Origin of the sequence: Aphanizomenon sp. UHCC 0183, assembly GCF_009712065.1 — a bacterium.
GTDB classification, from domain to species: domain Bacteria; phylum Cyanobacteriota; class Cyanobacteriia; order Cyanobacteriales; family Nostocaceae; genus Dolichospermum; species Dolichospermum heterosporum.
The window spans coordinates 40,448-65,794 of record NZ_VILC01000012.1 but is presented as its reverse complement, the minus strand read 5'-3'; the positions used below and the strand labels follow the sequence as shown (position 1 = coordinate 65,794).

The 25,347-nt window shown below is 38.9% G+C and carries 20 protein-coding genes; 10 read left to right on the top strand and 10 right to left on the bottom strand.

Annotated features, from left to right (window positions below; translation table 11 throughout):
* Window positions 1-15 precede the first annotated feature (15 nt).
* Window positions 16-933: an AEC family transporter gene (locus FJR37_RS06250; RefSeq protein WP_053541160.1), complete on the bottom strand. Its 918-nt coding sequence runs from the start codon at window positions 931-933 to the stop codon at window positions 16-18.
* Window positions 934-1,017: 84 nt separating this feature from the next.
* Here FJR37_RS06250 and FJR37_RS06245 point away from each other — a divergent pair, with 84 nt between their 5' ends.
* The gene (locus FJR37_RS06245; protein ID WP_039201950.1) at window positions 1,018-1,824 is read left to right on the top strand and encodes a D-alanyl-D-alanine carboxypeptidase family protein; all 807 of its coding nucleotides are present in this window, start codon (window positions 1,018-1,020) and stop codon (window positions 1,822-1,824) included.
* Between the two features lie 61 nt (window positions 1,825-1,885).
* Here FJR37_RS06245 and FJR37_RS06240 read toward each other — a convergent pair whose 3' ends face one another.
* The 3 genes from FJR37_RS06240 to FJR37_RS06230 all read right to left on the bottom strand — a co-directional run bounded on the left by FJR37_RS06240 (window position 1,886) and on the right by FJR37_RS06230 (window position 3,901).
* Window positions 1,886-2,278 (bottom strand): DUF5615 family PIN-like protein, encoded by a 393-nt coding sequence (locus FJR37_RS06240; RefSeq protein ID WP_039201951.1) that lies wholly within the window; start codon window positions 2,276-2,278, stop codon window positions 1,886-1,888.
* Window positions 2,275-2,655 (bottom strand): DUF433 domain-containing protein, encoded by a 381-nt coding sequence (locus FJR37_RS06235; protein WP_039201952.1) that lies wholly within the window; start codon window positions 2,653-2,655, stop codon window positions 2,275-2,277. The genes FJR37_RS06240 and FJR37_RS06235 overlap by 4 nt, the downstream gene beginning before the upstream one ends.
* Window positions 2,656-2,824: 169 nt before the next feature.
* Window positions 2,825-3,901 carry a PIN/TRAM domain-containing protein gene (locus tag FJR37_RS06230; RefSeq protein ID WP_168465581.1) on the bottom strand — a complete coding sequence of 359 codons (1,077 nt, stop codon included), beginning with the start codon at window positions 3,899-3,901 and terminating at the stop codon, window positions 2,825-2,827.
* 242 nt (window positions 3,902-4,143) lie between these two features.
* Between FJR37_RS06230 and hemW the strand changes: the two genes are divergently transcribed.
* A complete protein-coding gene (gene hemW / locus FJR37_RS06225) occupies window positions 4,144-5,328 on the top strand; it encodes a radical SAM family heme chaperone HemW (protein WP_168465580.1) in 1,185 nt (394 codons plus the stop codon).
* A 48-nt stretch (window positions 5,329-5,376) separates the two neighbouring features.
* Here hemW and FJR37_RS06220 read toward each other — a convergent pair whose 3' ends face one another.
* The 3 genes from FJR37_RS06220 to FJR37_RS06210 all read right to left on the bottom strand — a co-directional run bounded on the left by FJR37_RS06220 (window position 5,377) and on the right by FJR37_RS06210 (window position 7,907).
* Entirely contained in the window at window positions 5,377-5,874 is a 498-nt protein-coding gene (locus FJR37_RS06220; protein ID WP_168465579.1) for a DUF29 domain-containing protein, read from the bottom strand.
* A 205-nt stretch (window positions 5,875-6,079) separates the two neighbouring features.
* On the bottom strand, window positions 6,080-6,697 hold the full coding sequence (locus FJR37_RS06215; RefSeq protein ID WP_168465578.1) for a GIY-YIG nuclease family protein: 618 nt from the start codon (window positions 6,695-6,697) through the stop codon (window positions 6,080-6,082).
* A 100-nt stretch (window positions 6,698-6,797) separates the two neighbouring features.
* Window positions 6,798-7,907 carry an S-(hydroxymethyl)glutathione dehydrogenase/class III alcohol dehydrogenase gene (locus FJR37_RS06210; protein ID WP_168465577.1) on the bottom strand — a complete coding sequence of 370 codons (1,110 nt, stop codon included), beginning with the start codon at window positions 7,905-7,907 and terminating at the stop codon, window positions 6,798-6,800.
* Window positions 7,908-8,502: 595 nt separating this feature from the next.
* Between FJR37_RS06210 and FJR37_RS06205 the strand changes: the two genes are divergently transcribed.
* The 7 genes from FJR37_RS06205 to FJR37_RS06170 all read left to right on the top strand — a co-directional run bounded on the left by FJR37_RS06205 (window position 8,503) and on the right by FJR37_RS06170 (window position 15,729).
* The gene (locus tag FJR37_RS06205) at window positions 8,503-9,786 is read left to right on the top strand and encodes a valine--pyruvate transaminase (RefSeq protein ID WP_168465599.1); all 1,284 of its coding nucleotides are present in this window, start codon (window positions 8,503-8,505) and stop codon (window positions 9,784-9,786) included.
* Window positions 9,787-9,790: 4 nt separating this feature from the next.
* Window positions 9,791-10,498, top strand: a complete 708-nt coding sequence (gene rimM / locus FJR37_RS06200) for a ribosome maturation factor RimM (protein WP_168465576.1) — start codon at window positions 9,791-9,793, stop codon at window positions 10,496-10,498.
* An 864-nt stretch (window positions 10,499-11,362) separates the two neighbouring features.
* Window positions 11,363-13,117, top strand: coding sequence for an Hsp70 family protein (locus FJR37_RS06190; RefSeq protein ID WP_039199705.1), 1,755 nt, complete (start codon window positions 11,363-11,365; stop codon window positions 13,115-13,117).
* Between the two features lie 12 nt (window positions 13,118-13,129).
* A complete protein-coding gene (locus FJR37_RS06185; RefSeq protein ID WP_168465575.1) occupies window positions 13,130-13,543 on the top strand; it encodes a tetratricopeptide repeat protein in 414 nt (137 codons plus the stop codon).
* 65 nt (window positions 13,544-13,608) lie between these two features.
* Window positions 13,609-14,496 (top strand): Uma2 family endonuclease, encoded by an 888-nt coding sequence (locus FJR37_RS06180; RefSeq protein ID WP_168465574.1) that lies wholly within the window; start codon window positions 13,609-13,611, stop codon window positions 14,494-14,496.
* Window positions 14,497-14,578: 82 nt separating this feature from the next.
* The gene (gene folK / locus FJR37_RS06175; protein ID WP_039199700.1) at window positions 14,579-15,067 is read left to right on the top strand and encodes a 2-amino-4-hydroxy-6-hydroxymethyldihydropteridine diphosphokinase; all 489 of its coding nucleotides are present in this window, start codon (window positions 14,579-14,581) and stop codon (window positions 15,065-15,067) included.
* A gap of 98 nt (window positions 15,068-15,165) precedes the next feature.
* Window positions 15,166-15,729 (top strand): NUDIX hydrolase, encoded by a 564-nt coding sequence (locus FJR37_RS06170; protein ID WP_039199709.1) that lies wholly within the window; start codon window positions 15,166-15,168, stop codon window positions 15,727-15,729.
* Between the two features lie 166 nt (window positions 15,730-15,895).
* On the opposite strand, the gene FJR37_RS06165 is transcribed toward FJR37_RS06170, so the two are convergent.
* Window positions 15,896-16,675: a phosphate ABC transporter ATP-binding protein gene (locus FJR37_RS06165; RefSeq protein ID WP_039199698.1), complete on the bottom strand. Its 780-nt coding sequence runs from the start codon at window positions 16,673-16,675 to the stop codon at window positions 15,896-15,898.
* 323 nt (window positions 16,676-16,998) lie between these two features.
* Here FJR37_RS06165 and FJR37_RS06160 point away from each other — a divergent pair, with 323 nt between their 5' ends.
* A complete protein-coding gene (locus tag FJR37_RS06160) occupies window positions 16,999-18,225 on the top strand; it encodes a lipopolysaccharide assembly protein LapB (RefSeq protein WP_168465573.1) in 1,227 nt (408 codons plus the stop codon).
* Between the two features lie 906 nt (window positions 18,226-19,131).
* Here the strand turns inward: FJR37_RS06160 and lnt are convergent.
* Together lnt and FJR37_RS06150 are read right to left on the bottom strand one after the other, a co-directional pair.
* Window positions 19,132-20,802, bottom strand: coding sequence for an apolipoprotein N-acyltransferase (lnt, locus tag FJR37_RS06155; RefSeq protein WP_168465572.1), 1,671 nt, complete (start codon window positions 20,800-20,802; stop codon window positions 19,132-19,134).
* Window positions 20,799-25,298: a non-ribosomal peptide synthetase gene (locus tag FJR37_RS06150; RefSeq protein ID WP_168465571.1), complete on the bottom strand. Its 4,500-nt coding sequence runs from the start codon at window positions 25,296-25,298 to the stop codon at window positions 20,799-20,801. The genes lnt and FJR37_RS06150 overlap by 4 nt, the downstream gene beginning before the upstream one ends.
* Window positions 25,299-25,347: the final 49 nt, after the last annotated feature.

The window sequence follows — 25,347 nt, the reverse complement described above, 5'->3', positions numbered from 1 at the left end:
GTAAGATACTTATTTTCAAAACAACCATAACCAAACAGGAAGAGTAAACAACAAAACTATCATCCCTACAGCTAACGCAGTAACAGCCAAATCTCTATCCAAATCAAAGGTTTCTGCTATTACCAAGGTAGCCAAAGCTGGAGGCATACCCATTTGTAAAACTATCACCTGTGCTGCATTACCTGTCACCCCAAACAGCGACAGCATACTGCCGAAAATCATCGGCACTAATAGCATTTTAATGAAGACACTACTCCCCGCTTCTGGTAATTTCCGCCAAGATTTTAGTTGGGAAAGTCTCATACCAATTAACATCAAAGATAAGGCAACTGCACCCCAAGCCAATTTCTCCAAACAAAATACCACTGGGGAGGGAAGGGTAACTTGATGTAATAATAAGCCAAATCCAAAACTCCATAAAGCCGGATTAATCAAAATTACCTTCGCTATTTGCATCTGATTTTGGATATTATTACCAAACTTAGCAGCAAGAAACACACCTAAACCATAAGCACCAAACAGCGAACCCAACATATCGTAAAATAAAGCCCAGGCAAAATATTCTTTACCTACCATTGCTAAAGTAATGGGAAAACCCAGATAACCTGTATTACCTACCATTGCTGCTAGAATCAAACTACCTTGAGTTGTAGTGGGGGGAACTGAATGAGTAAAATAGGCTTGGGCTTTGATTCTTAACCAAGCTAATAATGCCCCCAAAAAGATTGCCAAGTGAGCTATTATCGGTGCAATCCAAATCTGTCCTGATAAATCTGTTTGTATTAAAAAACCAATAATACTGATAGGTACTCCCACCCAATAGAGAAACTGACCTACGTAAGTAGAAGTATTGTTAGGTAATTTACGTCCCAGTATAAATCCCACTAGGATTAATCCCACTAACTTGATATATAGTTCTAAAAGATTTATCAAAATTACACCATAATTCAAAATTAAGAATTAAAAAAAATTCTTTTCTTCTTTAACTAACTATTAAACACAAACAGGAGCAAAAACTTGAATAAAGCTGGGTTTCCTAAAAAACCGCACAATTCCTACCCTCTCTCTGGTGATGATATACCAGTGGCTTTACGTGATACAGATGATGCAGGAAGTAAGATCAAAGTCCAACCTGTGATTTTAATTATAGGTGGATTAACAGGATTTTTGCTACTGGCTATCACCAGTGGTTTTTTGTTCTCGTTAACGGCACCTAAGCCAACTGCTAATTCTGTAGCTACACCAATTAGTTCTACACCTGTAGCTACCAATACCCCAGTTAGCAATAATGATAATGATACAGTATTGGGACATTTTCCATACTCAGAAGCACCAGCATCAGAATTAGCACCAATTACGAGTGACGGCAGAATCAGAATGCGAAAAACTGCCGCTGTTCAATTTCAAGCAATGGTACAAGCAGCGAGAAGTGCAGGTGTAATTTTAGTACCAATTTCTGGGTTTCGGTCTGTACAGGAGCAAAAGCAGTTATTTTTTGGTGTAAGCGCACAGCGTAATCAAACTCCGGCGGAAAGGGCTGCCCTCAGCGCACCACCAAATCATAGTGAACATCATACAGGTTATGCGGTAGATGTTGGCGATCGCACAGTCCCAGCAACTAATCTCCAAGCCAACTTTGATAATACCAAAGCTTATCAGTGGTTACAAGCCAATGCGGCTAAGTTTAGTTTTGAAATTTCCTTTCCTAAAAATAATCTTCAAGGCGTGAGTTATGAACCTTGGCATTGGCGTTTTGTCGGTGATACTGATAGTTTAGAAACATTTTATAAAGCCAAAAATATCAAACCTGTAAAAACACCATAATGATAGTCAGAGAATATCCGATATCTGACACTGAAGCAATAATGAGACTGTTTTATGATGTTTATGGAATGAAAAGCCGACCTACTCCCAAATAATTATCAATATCTATGATAATCTCAACTATACGATCAACACATTGTTCTCGATAATCATATTCGTCAATGCGATCAAGATTCCCAATTGTAATCACAGGAAATGAAGTTGGTGTATTTTCTTCACGCATTACTTGTTCTAATGAATCCTCACCTTTCATATTCCGATTAGCGGTGAGGATCATCATTTGATTTGCTTGAGCATAACACCAAACTGCGCGGTCATTACTATCCATTGATAAATCCGCTTCTCGAAATGTGACAAAACGAATAGATAGTAACTCAAGCCAACCGTTTTTCGCCAAGATTCCCAGCAAAACTACAGCGTATCCATCAAGATTGTAATCCACTAAAAATATCATGGCTTTATTGAGGTACGTTGGGCTTTCTGCTCCTCAAGTTTCGCCCAAAGAGCCTGTTTTTCGGGCTTTTGTGGTTTTGCTGCCATTTTTGCAAAGTGTTCGCGGTTACGTTCTTCCCAGTATTGATAAATTTCTTCTCTAGTTTGTAGAACTTCTTGATATTCAGCTTCTACCTGAGTATGATTTGTGTCAATGTAAGATAAAGCTGCACTAATTTGTTCATCTGTGAGATTGAATTTATCTCGAATTAACTTCGGAGGATACTGAGCCTTGATCAAATCTATTACATCATAAAGGGTGATGCGCGTTCCCGCAATTGTGAGTCCTCGCTCAGTCCGAATAATAAATGCTTTTTCACTTGATAAGATGGTCTTCATATCTAAATTTATTTACCAACTACTATTCGTATTCTAATATTAATTAGATAACAATACCCTGTTTGAGATTGATCAGCCAAATACAAGCATTCAGCTTAATCAACAAAATCGGTGCAGTTTTCCCACACCGATTTACATAATTTAACTCTAATTTTCCGTGCCATATTCCTTAGGCTAATGCGGAAGCTTGGGGTTTGGCAAAAATCATCCTTCCAGCAGAAGTTTGTAAAGCACTGGTAACTACTACTCGTAATTCACCACCGACATAACCTCTGCCTTCTTCAACTACTACCATTGTGCCATCATCTAAATAGCCAATTCCTTGAGTTGGTTCTTTTCCTTCTTTGAGAATTTTCAAATCAAGATTATCACCCGGTAAATAGGTCGGACGGACGGCATTTACTAAATCGTGAACATTCAAAACTGGGACTTTTTGTACACTAGCGACTTTAGATAAATTGTAATCATTGGTAAGTAATGTGCCATTGATTTCTTGAGCAAAACGGACTAATTTAGCATCAACAGTAGGAGTGTCTTCATAGTCTACAGGGTTAATTAAAATACGTTCAGGATAAGTTTCCCGAATGCGGTTGAGAATTTCTAGTCCTCTTCTTCCTCTCACCCGTTTTTGGTCTTTACTAGCATCAGCTACCTGTTGTAATTCTTGTAAAACAAATTGGGGGACAAGAATTAACCCTTCTAGAAATCCTGTTTCTAGTAATGTTTCAATCCGTCCGTCTATAATGCAGCTAGTATCTAAAACTTTGGTGTTGGCAGGTTTGAGAGTTCCTTCCACAACCATGCTTTCGACAGTATTGGGGTTAATTAATCTTAACAAACCTCGTCCGTGAGTATCTGCCAAATTCATCCCTGTAACAGAGAGGATAATACTACCAACAACGGCGACAAGAGGTTTGATAAAACCAAAATCTGGGGGAATGGGTAATAAAAATAGCGGGGCTAACATCAGATTGGCGAGTAGTAGCCCAATTACTAAGCCAATAGCACGGGTTAAGATGACTTCTAGGGGCATTTCCCGGACTTGTGACTCTAGACGGCGGTATGTAGTCTGGAAACTCAGCCCGACTGCACCACCAATAATGGCAGCAAAGACGGCTAGAATTAAGCGTAAGGCATCTAAATTGGTAACTCCAGTGAGAGTACCTGGTGGGAGTAGGTCGGTGCTGAAATAACCTATCCCCGCCGCTGCCAAGATAAATGAGAGAATAATAATGACATCCAGCATGGTTGTGTTGTGTTCCTACAACGATATTTATTCGATAGAGTAAAGTATGCTTGTTTGAGTCCTTTTTAGTGATGGAATGATCTTAGCTGTTTAGTCAGACAGAATATGCCAACATTATAACTAAAGGGTTTTTACTGCATATTATTTTTATTTTTAGGGAAAAAGCATAAAAAGTTGTAAACCAACTCCTCATTTTCATTATTTTTAACAGTCAAATCAAATTAACTTCACTATTGATCAGAATGATTCAAAAAGACGTTGGTTGGGGGATTCCCAGTTCTGCTTATGTGCATATTCCCTTTTGTCGGCGACGATGTTTTTATTGCGATTTTCCGGTATTTGTAGTGGGCGATCGCTCACGGGGTGAAAATTCTGGGACAATTGCCGAATATGTTGAAGTTTTATGTCAGGAAATCAGAATTGCGCCAATTTATGGTCAACCTTTAGAAACAATTTTTTTTGGTGGTGGTACTCCTTCGTTATTATCTACAGCACAGTTGCAATCTATATTGACAACCTTAGAACAGCGATTTGGCATTGCCTCTAAGGTAGAGATCTCCATGGAAATTGACCCAGGGACGTTTGATTTCGCACATATCGCTGGTTATCGCAGTTTAGGAGTAAATCGTGTTAGTTTGGGTGTCCAAGCTTTCCAAGAAGAATTGTTAAAAACTGCTGGGCGATCGCATTCCCTTGTAGATATATTTACAGCTATAGAGTTAATTCACAAGGTCGAGATTCCCGAATTTAGCTTAGACTTGATTTCTGGCTTACCGCATCAGTCCTTAGCACAATGGCAAAATTCCCTAAGCCAAGCTGTAGCAGCCACACCAACTCATATCTCCATCTATGACCTTACCATTGAACCGGGAACAGCCTTCAATCGTTATTACAAACCGGGAGATCATCCCTTACCCACAGATGAAACCACAGTCAAAATGTATCAATTGGGGCAAAAAACCTTAACTGATGCCGGTTACGAACATTACGAAATTTCCAATTATGCCCAACCAGGACATCAATGCCAGCATAATCGAGTTTATTGGCAAAATCGCCCCTATTATGGCTTTGGTATGGGTGCAGCCAGCTATATTTATGGTAAACGCTTCACCCGTCCCCGCAAAACCCAGGAATATTACCAATGGTTAAAAAACGGTGCTGTGATTGATTGTGAAGTCACACCAAAGGCAGATGTTTTGCTAGAAACTCTCATGTTAGGGTTACGGTTAGCCGAAGGAATCAGTTTAAATTCCTTAGCAACAAACTTTGGCAACCATCAAGTAGAGAAAATTCAAAGCTGTTTGCAACCATACTTTGCTCAGGGTTGGGTGAAGATTGTTGGGGATAGGTTGCGTTTTAGCGATCCCGATGGTTTTATATTTTCTAATGTGATGTTAGCGAAGTTGTTTGAAAAGTTGGGAGAATAATGAATTATGTTTCGCGCAAAGGCGCAAAGAAGCAAAGGCGCAAAGTTATTATTGCATCAGATCATCATTTGCGACTTCACCAGGATAAAAGTTGAGGTTAATTAAATCTTCCCATAAATATAGACATTGCTGAGGGAAAGTTGATAAAGGTAAATTGGTTTCTGCTGATGCTAAATCCCTAGCATTTTCATAAGCTTCCTGAAGTGCTACTTCTAGAGAAGACTGCAAACTAGGATTTTCACTCAGTAATTTTATCATATCCCGGCGTTGAATCCGAATAGTTGCTAACCAACTACGACTCCGTTTTGATGATTGATATTCCCACTTTAGTAGATGTCCAATTAAAACACTCAGACGATTTCTTAACTCTTGGCGTTCCTTTCTTCCCAAAGATTCAACTTCCTCAATTAAATTAACTAAATCAACTTGATTCCATTGCTGATAACGTAATAAATTAGCCTGTTGTTGAGTCCAGGCGTGAAAATCCGTTTCATAAAGATGATCATTTAGGTTTACAGCCGATTCTTTCGCTTTTTGTGTCTGCATAATTAAAACCTGGTGAACCGTAATAATTATATGATAGTCTGGTTTGATAGTTGAAAAAATGTAGGGTGTGTTAGCGATAGCGTAACGCACCAAAATAACTAGAAATTGAACATAAGTTTAATGGTCTTTCTGGCTATATTAGTATTATTTTAATTCTAGCTAAATCCGTTTTTTTTATTGTCATATAAACAAAGGACAGACTAACTCACTCAGCTTCTCCATAAATGTCGTTGTATATCTTCCTCAACAGGATACCGTTATAAGTCCAGTAAAGACCAGGAGCAACGTCATAGTCATACCCAAAAACTTTGCGTGTAGCAGCAGTTAAAGATATCTCCTCCTCATCCAATTTGACTTTCTTTGAAGATACAACGGTGACGCAAACCTCAGAACGAACTGACTTCAGTTCAGAGTTAATAGGGATTCCCATTTCTTCAAAGTTTAGGTTCGGTCTACGATTTTTCATCTGTTGGCCAGCCACAATTGACTGTTGATCTATATCACTTGGCTGTTGCACAACTTCTTGAGTTGCGTCTTCAACATCAAGCAACTTTAGGATTGCAATTGCTTGGATTGGCTCAATTTTAAAGAACTCACGCTTTGGATTAATTCTGTAGGGAGAAAATGCAATGTGAAGCGCCTTTTCAACTTTCTCAGCATTTTTGACCTTACAGGCAAATTCCAACTCAAATGGAACTGGAACACCTGTTGTATAGAGTTGGCCAATGCGGGTATTAGCATCATTTTGTGTAGTATAGCCGATTTTCACTAACCCCGGCATTGCTGGATTTGTAACGACATAAACAATTTTTAGTTCTTCCATCTTACTTTCCTTTTAAATCAAAAAAAGCATTATCAAATTTTACTTATTCTGTGAAGTGTAATTAGACCTTACAGAAAGTGATCGCACGAAACAAAAAAAACTAAAAAGTCACTACACTACGAATAGATTCCCCTTTGTGCATTAAATCGAAAGCATCATTAATCCTTTCAATCGGCATCACATGAGTAATTAAATCATCAATATTGATCTTTCCATCCATATACCAATCTACTATTTTCGGTACATCTGTCCGCCCTCTTGCACCACCAAAAGCCGAACCTTTCCAAACCCTGCCAGTTACTAATTGAAACGGACGAGTGCTGATTTCTTTACCCGCACCAGCAACACCAATAATGACACTCACACCCCAACCTTTATGACAACATTCCAAAGCTTGACGCATGGTATTCACATTACCAATACATTCAAAAGAATAGTCAGCACCACCTTTGGTTAAATCTACCAAATAAGGAACTAAATCACCCGCAACTTCTTGGGGATTGACAAAATGTGTCATCCCAAATTTTTTAGCTAAAGCCCGTTTACTGGGATTAATATCTACACCAATAATCTTATTTGCGCCCACCATTCGCGCCCCCTGGATGACATTTAAACCAATTCCACCCAACCCGAAAACTACCACATTTGCGCCCGGTTCTACTTTAGCTGTGTAGATAACCGCACCAATACCTGTTGTCACACCACAACCGACATAACAAACTTTATCGAAAGGCGCATCTTCCCGAATTTTGGCAACGGCGATTTCTGGCAATACCGTATAATTAGCGAAGGTGGATGTACCCATATAATGGTGAATCCTGTCGCCACCAATACTAAAACGGCTAGTACCATCAGGCATTAAACCCTGTCCTTGTGTGCCGCGAATTGCTTGACAGAGATTGGTTTTGAAGCTTAAGCAATAATCACATTGCCGACATTCAGGCGTGTATAAAGGAATTACATGATCTCCAGGTTTAAGACTTTTGACATCAGCCCCCACTTCAACAACTATACCAGCGCCTTCATGTCCTAAAATTGCCGGAAATAAGCCCTCAGGATCATCACCGGAAAGGGTAAAAGCATCAGTATGACAAACCCCACTGGCTTTAATCTCAATTAATACTTCCCCTGCTTGTGGTGGTGCTAATTGTACGGTTTCAATTGTCAGGGGTTTACCTGGGGTGTAGGCTACTGCTGCTTTGACTTCCATTCCCATTCTCCTTTGTCACATTAAATGTCGCTTGTAGGGTGCGTCAGACTCGATAATTCGCAAACAATTAAGAGATTTTCAACATCTGACGCACCTTACTAATATGGGACTTACGCACGCTTACTAACTTACCATCAGATGAATGAATAAAATTGCGTCGTTTTCGGTTTTGGGAATAACTTATTGAGTCGGGTGCGTCAGATAGGGGATATCTGTTTTTTACCAAATTATTGGGTCTGACGCACCCTACAAGAGATAAAATCCACAATACATATTTAAAAAACTTTGTCAATACGTAAGTCCTGTTAGTGAATTGTCTAATATCGAGTTAAATTTGGGAAGGTTTTGCGGAATATTTTCCATAATTACTTGTCAAATTATTTTCCGTGTAGTACATTAGTATCTATCACATGAGAAACCCCCCACTTTCATCGGTGGGGCTTTATTAACTATCAGATTTTGTTAAAATCGCATTCATTAGTTTAGATTGGTTAAAGGTATTCGCTGTTTTGGCAACTATAATAAATTTTGTCTTAGCTGCAACCACCCAATCACTTATCCACTTTTGCGATTAATTCAGTCTATAACAAACATGATAAAACCTGCCCTTACGAAAATTGGCGCTCAAATGTCCAACTTAACTGGCGTAAGAGCGATTATGAAAGATATTAACGAAACCCTCAGAGCTAGTAAGGGACAGGAATTATATAATTTAAGCGCTGGCAATCCGTTGATTTTACCAGAGGTAGAACAGTTATGGCGGGATTGTACGGCAGATTTATTAGCTAGTTCTGAATATGGTGAAGTTGTTTGTCGTTATGGTTCAAGTCAAGGTTATTCACCATTAATTGAGGCGATTGTTCAGGATTTTAACCAGCGTTATGGGTTAAGTTTAACTGAGCGGAATATTTTAATTACTGCGGGTAGTCAAACTATCTATTTTTACGCCGCTAATGCTTTTGGTGGCTATACTGAAGATGGCAATTTGAAAGAAATTGTGTTGCCGTTAAGTCCAGATTATACTGGCTATGGTGGTGTTTGTTTGTTCCCAGAAGCTTTGGTTGCTTATAAACCTACTCTGGATATTGATACAGCCGCACATAGATTTAAATATCGTCCTGATTTTAACCAACTTTCGATTACAGAAAATACTGGTTGTGTGATTTTTTCCCGTCCTTGTAATCCGACGGGTAATGTTTTAACTAATGATGAAGTGAATAAAATCACGGATTTAGCAGCACCGCATCATGTACCTGTGTTAATAGACTCGGCTTATGCACCTCCTTTCCCAGCTTTGAATTTTACAGAAATGACTCCGGTATTTGGGGAAAATATTCTCCACTGTATGAGTTTATCAAAAGCAGGTTTGCCTGGAGAACGGATTGGGGTAGCCATTGGAGATGAAAACCTAATTCAAGTTTTGGAATGTTTCCAAACTAATGTGGGAATTCATTCTTCTCGATATGGTCAAGCGATCGCAGCAAGAGCGATAGAATCAGGTACATTAGCAAATATCGCGGAAAATGTGATTCGTCCTTTCTATCAGCAAAAGTTTGATGTATTGGAAAGTACATTGGAAGCAGCGATGCCAAAAAATTTACCTTGGTTCTTACATCGCGGTGAGGGGGCTATTTTCGGCTGGTTGTGGTTGCAAGACTTACCCATGACTGATTGGGAATTTTACCAGGAATTAAAGAAAGTGGGTGTGATTGTTGTTCCTGGTAGTAGTTTCTTCCCTGGTTTAAAGGAGGACTGGGAACACAAACACCAATGTCTGCGAATCAGTTTAACTGGTAGTGATGAGGAAATTACTATCGGTATGCAGCGTTTAGCGAAAGTTGCTGAACAGGTTTATCAAGTTGCGGCTGTGAGTGTGTAAGAAAATGAACCACGAAGACGCAAAGAACACGAAGAAGAAGCAAGGGAGCAGGGAGCAGGGAGCAGGGGGAAAAAGTCAAAAATCACCTGTCCCCAGTCCCCAGTCCCCAGTCCCCAGTCCCCAGTCCCCAATTCCCAATCTCGATGATTGGTTGGAAATTGGGAAAATTGTCGCACCTCAAGGTTTAACTGGGGAGTTGCGGGTTTATCCTAATACGGATTTTCCTGAACGCTTTGAAGAACCGGGAAAACGCTGGTTGTTACGTCCTGGGGAAACGGAACTTGAAACTGTGGAGTTATTAAATGGGCGATATATTGAGAATAAGAATCTTTATGTGATTAAATTAAAGGGAGTGAGCGATCGCCATCAAGCTGAAAATATGCGTGATTGTCGGTTTTTCGTGCCTGTGAGCGATCGCCCGGAATTGGCAGAAGGTGAATTTCATGTGTTAGATTTGCTAGGGTTGCAAGTCTTTATGCAATCATCTGGGGAATTTGTAGGAACGGTGGTGGACATCTTACCTTCAGGTCATGATTTATTAGAAGTTAAATTTGATCCTGATTTTGTCACTAACCATGAAGAATTTAAAACTGATAAAGAACAAAAAACAGTTTTAATTCCTTTTGTGATGGCAATTGTCCCTATTGTTGATCTAGCAACCCGTCGAGTTGAAATTACTCCTCCCCCCGGTTTATTGTCAGTTAATAATTAGGGCTTGCTGATAGCGTAGCGTGGCGTTAGCCATATAAACCTAAAACCATCTATTACAGCGATTTCCAATCTTATGAGGTACATCTTAGCCCCCTCATCGCTTGCGGGGAGGGGGTTGGGGGCGGGGTTCTTGTTCCGGGTTTGATGACAATTTGCTGTAACAAAGGGTTTCGCGGATTTTTACCACAAAAAAATGCCAGGTTTTGGCTAATGGTGTCTCAAAATCAATACCTTGTCCATTTTTTGTAGGTCGGGTTAAGCGACAGCGCAACCCGACGCATCGCCCTGACAGACAAGAATTTTCAGAGGGAACAGGGAACGGGCAACAGGGAACACTTCGACAAGCTCAGTGCATCGCAGGGAACACTTCGACAAGCTCAGTACATCGCAGGAAAAACTCATGTTTAAAAACATGAGATTGAAATAATGACACGGTCACTGAGCGGTGTCGAAGTGCTGTTTTTTGAGATGCGTAGCACGAAAAAAACATCCTTTTTTTGACTGAGCTTTAAACTCAGCAACTTTTGTTTCTTATTTGCTCCCTGTTCCCTGTTCCCTGTTCCCTGTTCCCTGTTCCCTGTTCCCTGTTCCCTGTTCCCTGTTCCCTGTTGCCTGTTCCCTGTTGCCTGTTCCCTGTTCCCTGTTGCCTGTTGCCTGTTCCCTGTTGCCTGTTCCCTGTTCCCTGTTCCCTTCTTTTATGAATTATTTGGTCAATATCTTGTAATCTTATCTCTAATGGTGAAGCTGTCATGCTGCCAAAATACGGTATTTTGTAATTATTGTAATTACTACGGTGTGAGCTTGTGCAATAGCTTCGCTCGCCGTAGGCATAACACCAGAGGCAAAAACTTGTAAATTTAGAACTATGAAAGCAGTTGGTATTGATTTAGGGACAACAAATTCCGAAGTAGCAATTGTCGAAAACGGACAGGTGCGGGTATTGCCAGGAGAAGATGGCGATCTGATTTTACCTTCCTGTGTAGGATTTAGCGATACGGGTAAAGTCCTAGTGGGACGAGAAGCACTGCGTCAATATGCTGCGGCTCCCGAACGCACCGTGAAGTCAATTAAACGGTGGATGGGAACAGACCACAAAACCACTTTAGGGGATAAAGAATACTTACCTCATGAAGTTTCCGCTATTATTCTCCGCGCCCTCAAACAACGGGCTGAAAATGCTTTAGGAGAAACAATTACCCAAGCAGTAATTACAGTTCCCGCTTACTTTACGGATGCTCAACGACAAGCAACCAAAACCGCTGGAGAGATTGCTGGTTTCGAGGTACTGCAAATTATCAACGAACCAACAGCAGCCGCTTTAGCTTATGATTTGCGTTCCGAAGAGACAGAACGGGTTTTGGTTTATGATTTGGGAGGTGGTACTTTTGATGTGTCGGTAGTGGAAATTACAGGCGAAGTCACAGAAGTATTAGCAACTCATGGTAACAATCGCTTGGGTGGAGACGATTTTGACAGGCTGTTGCAACTTTATCTAGTGGATCTATTTCGTAAACAGCATGGTGTGGATGTTCCAGATGATGCTGTCACCCAAGCGCGTCTTTTACGAGCAGCCGAGCAGTTAAAAATTGATTTGAGTTCCCATGCTTTCGCCACAGTTCGAGAAGCCTTTTTAGGTAGTAAGGGCAAGACTGCACTCCATCTAGAAACAGAAGTAGCGCGAGCAGATTTGGAAAAGTTGATTCGCCCCCTATTAACAGAAACCTTAGAGGCTATTGATCGCGCTCTCACCGATGCAGACCTATTACCCGGTGATATTGACCGAATTATCTTAGTTGGTGGTTCGACACGCATTCCCCTAGCCCAACAAATGATTTCAGAACATCTGGGACAGAATCCCAGTGATGGTATTCAACCCGACCTTTGTGTGGCCTTGGGAGCAGCTTTACAAGCTGGGGTGTTGGTAGGTGAATCTGTAGATGCCATTCTTGTAGATGTAATTCCCCATTCCTTGGGTATTGCTGCGGCGATGTCTACACAAATGGGGATTATGCCCGGTTTCTTCAGTGTGATTATTCCCCGTAACAGCGTTGTTCCCGTTTCTCGCTCTCAGGTTTATTACACCGTGTCTGATGAACAAGAAGCCGTAGAAATTGAAGTTTTTCAGGGAGAAAATACCATCGCTGAAGAAAATGTGCCTTTAGGTGATTTTAGAGTCGAGAACTTACCACCCAAACCAGCAGGGGGTATTCAAGTTGAGGTTCACTTTGACTTTGACGTGAATGGCATTCTTACTGTTACCACTACTGAAAAAGGCAAAGGACAACAGGGAACGCTAGTAGTCAATAATGCAGGGATTGAGAAACTTTCTAGTCATGAATTGAAGCAAGCAAGGGCAGATATAGATGCCTTGTTTGAAGTTGATGAAACTATCGAAATCTCCACAGAAGAGACAATCTCAGTAGTAGAAATAGCTCCAGAATTAGCGGCACTTTTAGACCGCGCTCAACAAACACTGCCCACACTAGATTCTGAACAAGCAGAGGAATTACAAAACTTATTAGCCCAGATTGAAAATGCCAGTGCTAACAAGAGTCCAGAATTATCCCAGTTACAAGAAGAACTCTCAGATTTTCTGTACTACGCAATTTCTCATGAGTGAGAGTGAGAAATCATGAAATGTCCTGTTTGTGGAGCAATTTATCGTCCAACAAAGGGAACAGGGGCGCAAGGGGGAGAAACTGACAGCAAGATATCTCCCTTGCCTCCCCACTCTCCATCTTGTAGACGCTGTAAAGCCGATTTGTCCGACTTGATTACTCTGCATGACCAAGCTATCTGGTATCACAGACAAGCCCTGGATCTGTTTTCAAAAAAGCGTTATCCAGAAGCAGCAATGCACAACAATCAAGCTTTAGCTTTGTATTATAGTCATGCAGACTTTCATGCCTTAGCGGGGAAATTATCGGCATTGCAAGGAGAATGGAGAGAAGCGATCGCATCTTGGCAACAAGCACTCAAATTTGACCCAAAAAATGCGATAGCTTGTGATTGTTTAGGATTGATCAAGCCAAATTTAATTATCTGATTCAGACACTTCAACTTTTTGATGTCTACTGTTAAAATTAAGTCAATATACATCCTGGAGTTACTATGGAAACCACTCAAGCAGTGATTAATCCCACTACTCCCCCAAGTCAAGACATTCACACCAATAAATTCACATTACCAGATCATACGCAACTACCAGATTCAGATGGCACATTTGTGAAAAATTTCCAGGAGCATCCACAAAGTATAGTCTTAACCAGTTCCATTGAGCCAGTATTACAGAAACTACATCCAGATGGAAACTACTGTATTGGTCAAGATAGCGGTATTTATTGGCGTTTAACTGAACCACCTGAAAAAGGTGCAGAAGCTCCTGATTGGTTTTATGTGCCTAATGTACCACCATTTCTCAATGGAGAATATCGTCGTTCCTATGTATTATGGAAAGAGTTTGTCGCACCATTAATTGCCATTGAGTTTGTTTCGGGAAATGGTTCAGAAGAAAGAGACGCAACTCCTCCGAGTGAAACAGAAAAAGCTGGTAAATTCTGGGTTTATGAACAAGCAATTCATATTCCTTTTTATGCAATTTTTGAAGCGAGAAAAGCATTACTGGAAGTTTATCGCTTAGTTGATGGGCGTTATGAAAAGATGCAACCAAACGAGCGTAATCATTTTCCAATTTATCCTATGGGTGTGGAATTAGGTTTAATAGAAAATGATGGTTTACCGTGGGTTCGTTGGTGGGATGATGTGGGAAATTTGCTATTAACTGGTGATGAAAGGGCTATTGTTGAAAGACAAGCTCGTTTACAAGCAGAAGACGCAAGACAACAAGCAACTTTAGCCCAACAACAAGCAGAGGAAATTGCCCAACAAGCAACTTTAGCCCAACAACAAGCAGAGGAAATTGCCCAACAAGAACGACAACAAAAGGAGAAATTAGCAACTTACTTAAGATCATTAGGTATCAATCCTGATGATATTTGAACTGTAGGTGTGTGATTTCTGCACTTATTGTGGACATCACATCCCACATTCAAAAAACCCAGGTGTGTAGGAGTCTTAAAGAATGGTACAAACTGCGGCTAGAACGGCGATCGCCCTTGGTAGTAACAGAGGTAACTCCCTAGCCATTTTCACAGGAGCTTTAGAAACCTTAGCTCAAACATCAGGCATAAGCATACAAGCCCAATCTCATTGGTATCGTACCAAAGCCATAGGACCAACTCAACCAGACTACTTAAATGGTTGCGCGATATTATCAGTGCAGATTTCACCACAAGCCTTATTAGCACAATTACTCACCATTGAACAAAAGTTTGGGCGTGTGCGTCAGGAACACTGGGGTCCACGTACCTTAGATTTAGACTTATTATTATATGATGACTTAATTTTACAGCAACCAAATCTACAAATTCCCCATCCTCGCATGGCTGAACGAGCCTTTGTTTTAGTCCCTCTGGCAGAAATTGCTCCAGATTGGATAGACCCTATATCTCAACGAGTAATTCAAGATTTACTACTAGAGATCAACACAAATGATGTACATTTATTCTAGTGGGTAAAAAAATTACCATTTTTATAACCCAAAAAGAACTGATAACAACAGAAAACCCCCGTATAAGTTCTCTGTATTCACAGACGGTAGAATTTACTATGCCATTAGGTAGAGAATTACCACAGTTGCTCAAGCAACGCTTGTTTTATAAAGGACGCAAGTTTAACTTTGAAGTTAACCGCTTGCGTTTACCCAACAAAGCCGAAGGGGAATGGGAATGTATTCGTCATCCCGGTGGTGCTCTGGTTATACCCATAACCGCAGACGGTAAACTGGTACTTGTGCGTCAATATCGGTTTGCAGTGCAGGGAAGATTATTGGAATTTCCGGCGGGAACTGTAGAACCCAATGAAGATCCTTTAGAAACAGTCAAACGGGAAATTGCAGAAGAAACTGGCTATCATGCTCGTCAGTGGGATAAATTAGGAGAATTTTTCCTTGCTCCTGGCTATTCTGATGAAATTATCTATGCTTTTATTGCCAGAGATTTAGAAAAGCTAGAAACACCACCAGCACAAGACGAAGACGAAGATATTGAGACAGTATTACTAACTCCTGAAGAATTGGAAAAAGCCATTTTGGTAGGAGAACCTGTAGATGCTAAATCCATTGCTAGTTTTTTCCTGCTGCGTTCATTTTTACAGCGATTTCCAATCTTATGAGGTACATCTTAGCCCCCTCATCGCTTGCGGGGAGGGGGTTGGGGGTGGGGTTCTTGTTCCAGGTTTGATGACAATTTGCTGTAAAATAGGGAACAGGGAACGGGGAACAGGGAACAGGGAATTGGTAATTGGTAAATAATTTTCTTCTTCCTGACTCCTGGTATAGTTACCGGGAATAACTGGTCGCATAATCGCGGGTACGATAATCTGTAGCTTGAGCTAAGACTTTTTTTGTTGATGCAAACTCTCTTAATCGTCCCACATGATTCTGATTGTATTGAAATAAAGCCGTGAAATCAGCCAGACGAGAGACTTGTTGGATGTTTTGAGAGATAAAGATAATTGTCAATTCAGAACGCAAACACTCAATGAGTTCTTCAATTTTTGTGGTAGTGACGGGATCAAGTCCACTGCAAAGCTCATCCATGAGAATAACTTGGGGTTTTACAGCTAAAGCGCGGGCAATACACAGTCGTTGTTGTTGACCACAAGATAGTTCTAAAGCCGGCTTATAGAGCTTGTTTTTGACCTCTTCCCAAATATCCGCAGATTTAAGAGCTAACTCCACAACTTCATCTAATTCTGGTTTTGGTCGCCAACCAACTAATTTAATCCCGTAAGCAACGTTATCATAGATACTCATGGGAAAAAGATTAGGTTTGGAATAAATTGTACTAATTTGACGACGGAGACGATTGAGATTAATCCGTCTCTCATAAATATTTTGCCCAAAAAACTCTACTTTCCCTTCTGTGTGGACTTCTCCCTCCAAATCGCTCATGCGGTTGAGAGACTTTAAAAAAGTAGATTTCCCACAGCCACTAGGTCCCATAATAGCAATAATTTTATTTTGGGGAATATCCATTGACAGACTTTCCAGGATTTTTTGCTTGCTGTAGTAAAAACTAAAGTTTTTCACACTAATTGCCGGAATTATTTTACTCATATTAATTAAGAAAGGAGTCAGTAAGTCGTCGTTATGGCAAGGCAAGAGGCAAGAGGCAAGAGGCAAGAGTGAAGAGGGTTTGGGCGATTTTACTTTTCGTTACATATTACTCTTCGAGAAGCCGCTTCGCGTCTACGGTTTTTTTCCGTTCACCTACGTAGTCAGGAGAAATAGGCAGAATAACAGGAAGGAAAAAGAAGAAATAAATAAAAAGTCAGTGAATCAGAATACTTGAAAAGCTTGATATTTGCTTATAACCTAAATTAAGTCATCTCATGACCTGCAATGCTGCGTTTAATTAGTGTAATAAAGGTAAACTCACCATGCTACAGCGTTTTATTTTCATCATTACCACTATTATTGTGTGGCATTTGTGTATTTTTAGCACCCTTGCTCAGGAAAAAAAAATTGAAAATATGGATAAGTTTCCTCCCAATCCCCTAGAAATGATTTTACCTGATCCACTGTTACCAAATTTACCAGATAAACGCCAATTAACATTAACAGAATTGCAAAAATTAAGGACAGATTTAAATGGGTTAAATCAAGAGGCACAGGTGACACTACAAGGAGGATACAGAAAGAAAGCCTTTGAGGTTTGGAATCGTGAACTACGATTAAGACGTTATTTGGGTACATTGGCTGAGATAGAAGCGTTATCACGGGTGGGAGAAATCGCCTGGAATCAAAATGAACGGGACGAGGTGCGATATATTAGTCAGCGATTACAAGTAATTCAAAAGGAGATAGGACAACAAAAAAGCGCGGATTTACAATTATGGCAACTCCTGGGTAAAGCTTATCAAAAAATCCGTCTTCCTAAATTGGGAATATCGGCTTATGAACAGGTTTTAACAGTAGTTAAACAACAACAGGATTCATCTGGAGAAATAGAGACTTTAAAAAATATTGGAGAATTATATTTAAGTTGGTTTGATTATGACCAAGCTGCCAATACTTACCAAAAACTATTAAATTTGGCAGTTAATCAGGGTGACAAAACTAATGAATTGGGATATTTACAACAATTAGCTTATATCTATGGGCGAGGAAAACAACCCCAAGCAGCAATAGATATATTAAATAAATTAGTCCTTCTTTATACTCGTGACCAAAATCTCAGTGAAATTCCCGCTTTAAAATTAGCCATAGCAGCAAATTATGAATATCTAGCCCAAAAAAATCCCACATTAAAACAACAGGCTTTCGATAATTATCAAGCAGCTTATACTACAGCATGGCAATTAGAGCAATACGCTAGGGCTGGAGAAGCACTAGAGAAATTAGTTGCTTTTTATCGTTCACAAAAACAAGTAGATGCAGCCTTGCAAACTGGCGCAATTCTTTTGGAAACACAAACATTAGCTCACAATTTTTATGGTTTAATGTCAGCCTATGACCAAATTGGCAACTTATATATAGAACGGCGAGAATATAACCAAGCATTAACAGCATTTCAGAAGGGATTAGCAATAGCACAACAACTTAAACATCAAGAATCATACTTTAATCAACAAATTGAAAAGTTAAAAACTGAGATAAAAATGTAAAAAATATCCAGATAAATAAAAAAGTCCGCGCAAGCGGACTCTAGATATTGGATAAGGTTAAGTTGTCACCAAGAGAGCCTACAAGATGTTAGACTTATTTGTATTTTTACGAATTAATTTCAGAAAATCAAGTGGTTTGATCTAAAAGTTAGGACATAATTTCTATATTTATGTCTGAGAAAAAGGGGATTTATTGATGATGATTGCTACAGGTGAATGTCTCCCGTTGCTTGAAGAGGTGGTAAATCTGGGAAATTGCGGACATAACTCAGATTGTTTTGTCTAGGATTTTCTCATAAATAGGGCAGGCTGAGTAAAGCTAAAACCATTTAGAGGATGTTTGAAAAGTGGTATTCCGTAATTTTCATCACATTGCTACCCCCCTTAGTCCCCCTTAGTCCCCCCTTGTAAAGGGGGGAAACAATAAAAATCCAGTTCCCTCCCCTTTACAAGGGCAGGGTTAGGGTGGGGTAAAAAATATTTGATACATCAACCATAACTTTTCAAACACCCTCTTAGAGAACTCCACAAAAAAAATGATCCAATTTTGTGGGATGGGCATCCTTGCCCGTCCTTGATGATTAGCGGGCAAGACTTGTACTGAGCGTACTGAGCTTGTCGATAGCGTAGCGTGGCGTTAGCCATAGTATGCCCGCACCACAAGAAATTTTGGGATATTTTTTTGATTGGAAGTCTCTAATAAACCTGTGCTGCATGAGTTGTCATTGCGAGTGAAAGGAAGCAATCTCTTGACAACCGATAAACCACCCAACGCAAAAATCCCTCAAACCCTTATTCCTCTGTGTCCTCTGCGCCTCCGTGGTTCGTTAATCAGGATAATTTATTTCTTGGAAGTCCCTTATTACAGCGATTTCCAATCTTATGAGGTACATCTTAGCCCCCTCATCACTTGCGGGGAGGGGGTTGGGGGCGGGGTTCTTGTTCCGGGTTTGATGACAATTTGCTGTAATAAGGGTTTCGCGGATTTTTATCACAAAAAAGTGCAAGGCTTTGGAATATCCGACTCAAAGCACTCAGAACCAACAATAAAGGAGTTAACCAATCACCCCAACGCACATATAAAGTCCGAGTTTGACGGGGATAAATAGTTTCTGCGTGGGTTTGATAGGTATTATAAGCCGATTTCCAGAGAGTTTGCCCATGGGGATTAATAAATGCCGAATAGCCTGTATTTGTTGCCCTCACCGCCCATCTATCAGTTTCAATTGCCCGCATGATATCCTGGGCATGATGTTGATCTGCCATTGCCGCCGTATAATGGGCATCATTCGACGAACTGAGAATAAATTTCCCACCCATAGAAGCTTGATAACGAAAATTTTCCGCAAAAGCAGATTCGTAACAAATACCAACAATTACCTTACCAAAAGGAGTATCAAAAATTTGCTGGGCTTTACCCGCAACTTGATGTGCTTCTAGGGGTGATAACCGTTGAATCAGTCCACCTAAAATATTTTCAAAAGGAATATATTCTCCTAATGGTACAAGTTTAGATTTATCATAACGGCTGGTAACTTCCCCATTACCAAGAACTGTAAATAAACTATTTGTATAACTATTTCCTCTTTCACCAAATGCACCTATCCAAGCTATTACACCCTTTTCTCGAATAGCAGCTAACAAAGGAGTTTGAAGTAAATCACGAGAAAAAATAGGTATAGAAGCCTCCGGGGTAAGAACAGCTTGCACACCTTGATTAGTTAAATTTAAATATCCTTCAGTATAACCAGTAATCGCCCGACGTAAACCTTGAGGAAGAACCTTAATTTTATTAGGAATATTACCTTGAATAACACCAATTTTTAAAGCCGTACTTGAGGTTAGATTTAGGGGTGCAGTGTAGAGAATAAAGCCGATAAAATGAGAAATAATTAATAAGGAAACAGCCAAAATTAAATAACCATTAACAAAACCTTTCCCTAAACTCCCCTCTTCCTTTGCGCCTTTGCGCCTTTGCGTGAGATATTCCGCAATTAACCCATTAAACGCCACAATTACCGCTGTTATAGTATTTGGTCCAGAAAGCTGTCCTAAATGGAGAATTACCAGATTTTGCGGTGATTGAGTGTAAGCCAAAGAACTCCACCACAGAGGACTAGCGCTCCAGAGACTTTCTAACCCACACCATAAGGCTGTACCAAATAGAACACGCAACCAAGGATTTCCCCTATCTAGACGCACCATTAAAGCCGCCCAAACAGTAACTAAAATTCCTCCCCACAGGCTAATAAATGCCCAACAAAGGAGGGTAATAGTTAAACTTGGCAACCAAGGGACACCTAACCAATCCATAGGATGAATCCCTGTAATCCATGACAAGGCGACTCCGTGATAACCGATACCCCAGAGCAGGGCGGGGGGCAGGGGGCGGGGGGCAGGGGGATCTGTTTTAGATGTATACTTAATAACTAATAGCCACAGAGGGACAAGGGCAATCCAGGCTAGAAACCATGCACCAATAGGGGCTACGGTTACTCCCATGAGTATGCCACTGAGGAGAGATAAGGTATACAATGTGATGCTATTAGCAGTTTTTGGCTGTCCAAGTTTGATCATTTGCTGTAAATAAAATTGTCATTTTTAAAATATTGGCTGAGTAAGTTTTCATTTATTGGCGGACAATTAATATTAGCACCAAATAATCCCTTAACTGTATTTTGATCATCGAATTTTGGTTCGGGGATTTTTTGCTGTGAAGTTGGTGGAAAGAATGCAGACATGATTTCTAATCTTTTATCTGCTGATTTTTGCATCAGATTAATTAATTGGGAGTACCATTGATCATAACTAGTCTGTGGTAATTGATAACCTAGTTTACGAATTAAATTAAATAGGTGATTCATGGATATAATCTGCGGGTTTAGCAAGTGAAAAGCTTTTCCTAAAGACTCTTTTTGAAAAGATAAATATACAATTGCTTGACTGACATAATCAACGGGTGTTAAATTATCTTCCCAGTCAATGTTAGGTGTTGTTCCCAATTGCATACAAGTTGTAATGATTCTGGAAAATAAATCTTCAGTATTGCAAATACCAATTTGGCTATGACCGATAATTCTAGCTGCTCTATATATTGTAACAGGTAAACCCCGTTCTCTTGCCTGCATTACTAACTTCTCTGCTACCCATTTACTTTGAGTATATCCATTTACTAATCCTTGATAATAGTCTAAAGGATCTGATTCTAGTAATACTTCATTTTCAGGATAATTTTCTGGACAGAAGACGGAAGTGGTAGAAACAAAATGTACAGGTTTAATTTTAATTTGACTTGCTAAACGTAAAATCTCTTGAGTACCCAGTACATTAGCAGGTTTTAAAACTGAATAAGGATAAATCAAATTTACAGAAGCACCATTATGATAAATTATATCAATTTGATTAGCTAAATCTTGAAATTCTTTTTCAGACAATCCCAGGAGATGTTTTTCTAAATTTCCAATGATAGGTATAATTCTTTGACTATGCTGTTCATTCCATAGCTGATAAAATGATAGTTTATTTTTCAATTTATTCCTAGCTTCAGAAACATTCTCAGCGCGGACTAAACAATGAATATTAGCTGAGGTTTTTTCTAAAAGTTCATGTAATAAATGAACACCTAAAAAACCAGTTGCACCAGTTAGGAGAATATGTTGTAACTGATTAGTAGATTGTTGAGGTAGATTTTGCGGTTTAATGCTAGAATCTAAAATAGCATCAACATAAAAATCGTCAATAGGAGTGATATGATCTGCGGTTTGTAATAACTGATTAATGATTTTTGTTAAACCTGCTATTGTTGGTTCTGTAAATAAATATTGTAATGGTAAATCTATTTCTAGGGTTTGTCTAATTCTAGATATAATTTGGATGGTTGCTAAAGAATGTCCACCTAAGTTAAAAAAGTTTTCCTCGACGCTAACTTTTTCTAACCCTAAAACTTGACACCAAATTTCTGCTAATTTCTGCTCAAGGGGATTACGAGGTAATATATAATCAGTTTCATGATTTAATTCTAGCATTAATGCAGATAAAGCCCGACGATTGATTTTTCCTGTAGGAGTTAAGGGTAATTCTGCTAATCTGACAAAAAATGCGGGAAGCATATAATCCGGTAAGTTTTGCTTCAAAAAAGAACGTAAATCCTGTTGAATATTGCTATGTTCTTCGGTGACAACATAAGCGACTAATTGCTTATTTCCCGGTTGAATTTCTCTGACAATTACTGCTGATGATTTAACTAAAGGATGTTGTGCTAAAACTGCTTCAATTTCTCCTAATTCAATTCTAAAACCACGAATTTTAACTTGATAATCAATGCGACCTGAAAATTCAATATTTCCATCTGGTAAATATCTAGCTAAATCTCCAGTTTTGTATAATCTTGATGATTTAGAACTGGGAATAGGATTGGATATAAATTTCTCGTTGGTTAACTGTTTGCGGTTTAAATATCCTCTAGCTAAACCAGCACCACCAATATGTAATTCTCCAGGTATACCGATAGGAACAGGTTGTAAATTCTGATCAAGAATATATATTTCTGTGTTAGCAACAGGACGACCAATAGGTACAGAATGGGTGGTATTTAATTGATAATTTACTGGAAGTTGATAAACTGTACTGGTGATAGTAGTTTCAGTTAGTCCATAAGCATTTATCCACTGAATGTTTTGTCCTTTTTCTGCTACTAATTTTTGCCATAAAGCTAATTTTTCCGGTAAAACTTGATCACTACCTGTAATAACTAAACGTAAACTATCAGGAATTTGACTTGTTTTTCTATCTATTTCTAATACCCATTCTTGCCAATAAGGTGTAGGTAAATTGACAACTGTTAAACTTTCTTGTCCTAAAAATTGGCTAAACTCTATTAAATTTGTAAACATTTCTTGAGGACACATGATCAAAGTTGCACCACTTAACCAAGCTGGAAACATTTCTTCTGCTGCAACATCAAATATAAATGTGGTAAATTGTAAAATCCGATCATGACTATTAATTTGATATTTGTCAATGATACTAGTAGCATGATTAACTATATTTTGATGGGTAATCATTACTCCTTTAGGTTTACCAGTTGAACCAGAAGTATAAATTACATAAGCTAAATTATCTGGTTTTATTGCACTAATTGGTGTTCCTATATTTTGCTGAGAAATGATTGTTGAATCTGTGTCTAATAAGATAATTTTCCCTTGATATGTGGTGAGTGGAGTTTCCCCTCTTTGTAAGGGGGAACTAAGGGAGGTTAATAATTTTTCTTGGGTTAAAATGATAGAAACTTGAGAATCATCTAAGATATCTGCTAATCTTGCTTGAGGATATTTAGGATCTAAAGGTAGATATGCACCACCAGCTTTAAGAATTGCTAAAATGGCTATTAATATATCTAAAGAACGTTCTAAATACAATCCTACTAATACTTCTGATGTCACACCACAATTTTGTAAATAATTAGCTAATTGGTTAGCTTTTTGGTTTAATTGAGTATAGGTTAATTGTTGATTACCGAATTTAACCGCTATAGAATCTGGTGTTTTGATAACTTGTTGTGCAAATAATTCATGAATACAAAAAGATGCAGGATAATCTTGCTGTGTATTGTTCCACTTTTCCAAAATTTGCTGTTGTTCAAATGCTGAAATTATAGGTAATTGATTAATAGGTGTTTCTGGGTTGTTAACAATTCCATTTAACAAGGTTTGAAAATTTTCTGTAATTCGGCTGATAGTTTCCTGGGTAAATAAATCACTGCTATACTCCCAAACGCCAATTAATTCTGTACCCCTATCTTCTATGATTAAAGATAAATCAAATTTTGAAGTTGAATGTTCCCCTAGAAAAGGTTGTAAAGTCAGTCCTGGTAGTTGTGATTTGTCTGTGAGTGAATGCTGAAGATCAAATAATATTTGAAATACAGGATTATAACTCAAGTTGCGTTGTGGATTTAATGCTTCTACTACTTGATTATAAGGGATATCTTGATAATTATGAGCGTCCGTAGCTACTTGACGAACTTGGTTGAGAATTTCCCTAAAGTTGGGATTTCCAGTGAGTTTAGTTCTCAAAACTACAGTATTAACAAAATAGCCGATTAATGATTGTATTTCCTGACGATTTCTACCGGCCATAGGAGAACCAATTAAAATATCATCTTGACCACTGTAGCGATAGAGTAGAATCACAAAAGCCGCTAACATGGTCATAAATAATGTAGTGTCTGACTGTTGGGTTAATGTTCTAATTTTTTGGCTTAAATTGCTATTAATTGAAAATTCCCAAATACCACCGCGAAAAGATTGAACTGGGGGACGAGGTTTATCTGTTGGTAATTCTAATAATGGTGGTATGTCTGCTAGTTGTTGTTGCCAGTAATTTAGTTGTTTTTCTCTGATTTCTGAAGTGAATTTTTCTTTTTGCCAAATTGCATAGTCAGCATATTGAATTTGTAACTCTGGTAATGGTGATTCATTTCCTGCGAGATAAGCTGCATAAAGTGTAGATAATTCTTGTAATAAAATTCCTGTTGACCAACCATCAGAGATGATATGGTGCATATTTAAAAGCAAGACATAGGAATTTTGATTGAGTTGATAAAGTGTAGATTGGAATAAATCATCTTCACTTAAATTGAAAATTTTATTAGTTTCTTGATTAATTAGTTGTTGGACATTTTGTAATTGTTCTTTAGCGGGAATTTTCTCCAAGTTAATCACTTGCAAGCCAATATTAATTTCTTGTCTAATTACCTGTAAATTCTTACCTTCTATTTGTTGGAAATTGGTACGTAAAATCTCATGTCGTCTGACAATTTCTGTAATTGCTTGTTCTAGAACTGATATATTTAAACTACCACTAATTTGTAATGCAAGAGGCATATTATAAGTGGTATTATCCTGAATTTGGGATAAAAACCAGAGTTGTTCTTGACCAAAAGATAGAGGTGCTGCTTCAGAGTTGGGACGAGGAAGAATAATTTCTGTTTGGAGATTGATACCCTTTTTGTTGAGGAGGAGTTTGAGTAAATCGCGTTTCTGGTTAGTTAAAGAATTTTCTGTGCTAGTCATGAGATGTTGTAGTTAAAAGTGAATTAACTTTAAGTTGTTAGTTTTAAAA

Excerpts from the sequence above, each read along its gene's own strand:
- FJR37_RS06240 (WP_039201951.1), bottom strand. The coding sequence starts at position 2,278 with ATGATATTTTTAGTGGATTACAATCTTGATGGATACGCTGTAGTTTTG.
- FJR37_RS06235 (WP_039201952.1), bottom strand. The coding sequence starts at position 2,655 with ATGAAGACCATCTTATCAAGTGAAAAAGCATTTATTATTCGGACTGAG.
- FJR37_RS06230 (WP_168465581.1), bottom strand. The coding sequence starts at position 3,901 with ATGCTGGATGTCATTATTATTCTCTCATTTATCTTGGCAGCGGCGGGG.
- hemW (WP_168465580.1), top strand. The coding sequence starts at position 4,144 with ATGATTCAAAAAGACGTTGGTTGGGGGATTCCCAGTTCTGCTTATGTG.
- FJR37_RS06220 (WP_168465579.1), bottom strand. The coding sequence starts at position 5,874 with ATGCAGACACAAAAAGCGAAAGAATCGGCTGTAAACCTAAATGATCAT.
- FJR37_RS06215 (WP_168465578.1), bottom strand. The coding sequence starts at position 6,697 with ATGGAAGAACTAAAAATTGTTTATGTCGTTACAAATCCAGCAATGCCG.
- FJR37_RS06210 (WP_168465577.1), bottom strand. The coding sequence starts at position 7,907 with ATGGAAGTCAAAGCAGCAGTAGCCTACACCCCAGGTAAACCCCTGACA.
- rimM (WP_168465576.1), top strand. The coding sequence starts at position 9,791 with ATGAACCACGAAGACGCAAAGAACACGAAGAAGAAGCAAGGGAGCAGG.
- FJR37_RS06190 (WP_039199705.1), top strand. The coding sequence starts at position 11,363 with ATGAAAGCAGTTGGTATTGATTTAGGGACAACAAATTCCGAAGTAGCA.
- FJR37_RS06185 (WP_168465575.1), top strand. The coding sequence starts at position 13,130 with ATGAAATGTCCTGTTTGTGGAGCAATTTATCGTCCAACAAAGGGAACA.
- FJR37_RS06180 (WP_168465574.1), top strand. The coding sequence starts at position 13,609 with ATGGAAACCACTCAAGCAGTGATTAATCCCACTACTCCCCCAAGTCAA.
- folK (WP_039199700.1), top strand. The coding sequence starts at position 14,579 with ATGGTACAAACTGCGGCTAGAACGGCGATCGCCCTTGGTAGTAACAGA.
- FJR37_RS06170 (WP_039199709.1), top strand. The coding sequence starts at position 15,166 with ATGCCATTAGGTAGAGAATTACCACAGTTGCTCAAGCAACGCTTGTTT.
- FJR37_RS06165 (WP_039199698.1), bottom strand. The coding sequence starts at position 16,675 with ATGAGTAAAATAATTCCGGCAATTAGTGTGAAAAACTTTAGTTTTTAC.
- FJR37_RS06160 (WP_168465573.1), top strand. The coding sequence starts at position 16,999 with ATGCTACAGCGTTTTATTTTCATCATTACCACTATTATTGTGTGGCAT.
- lnt (WP_168465572.1), bottom strand. The coding sequence starts at position 20,802 with ATGATCAAACTTGGACAGCCAAAAACTGCTAATAGCATCACATTGTAT.
- FJR37_RS06150 (WP_168465571.1), bottom strand. The coding sequence starts at position 25,298 with ATGACTAGCACAGAAAATTCTTTAACTAACCAGAAACGCGATTTACTC.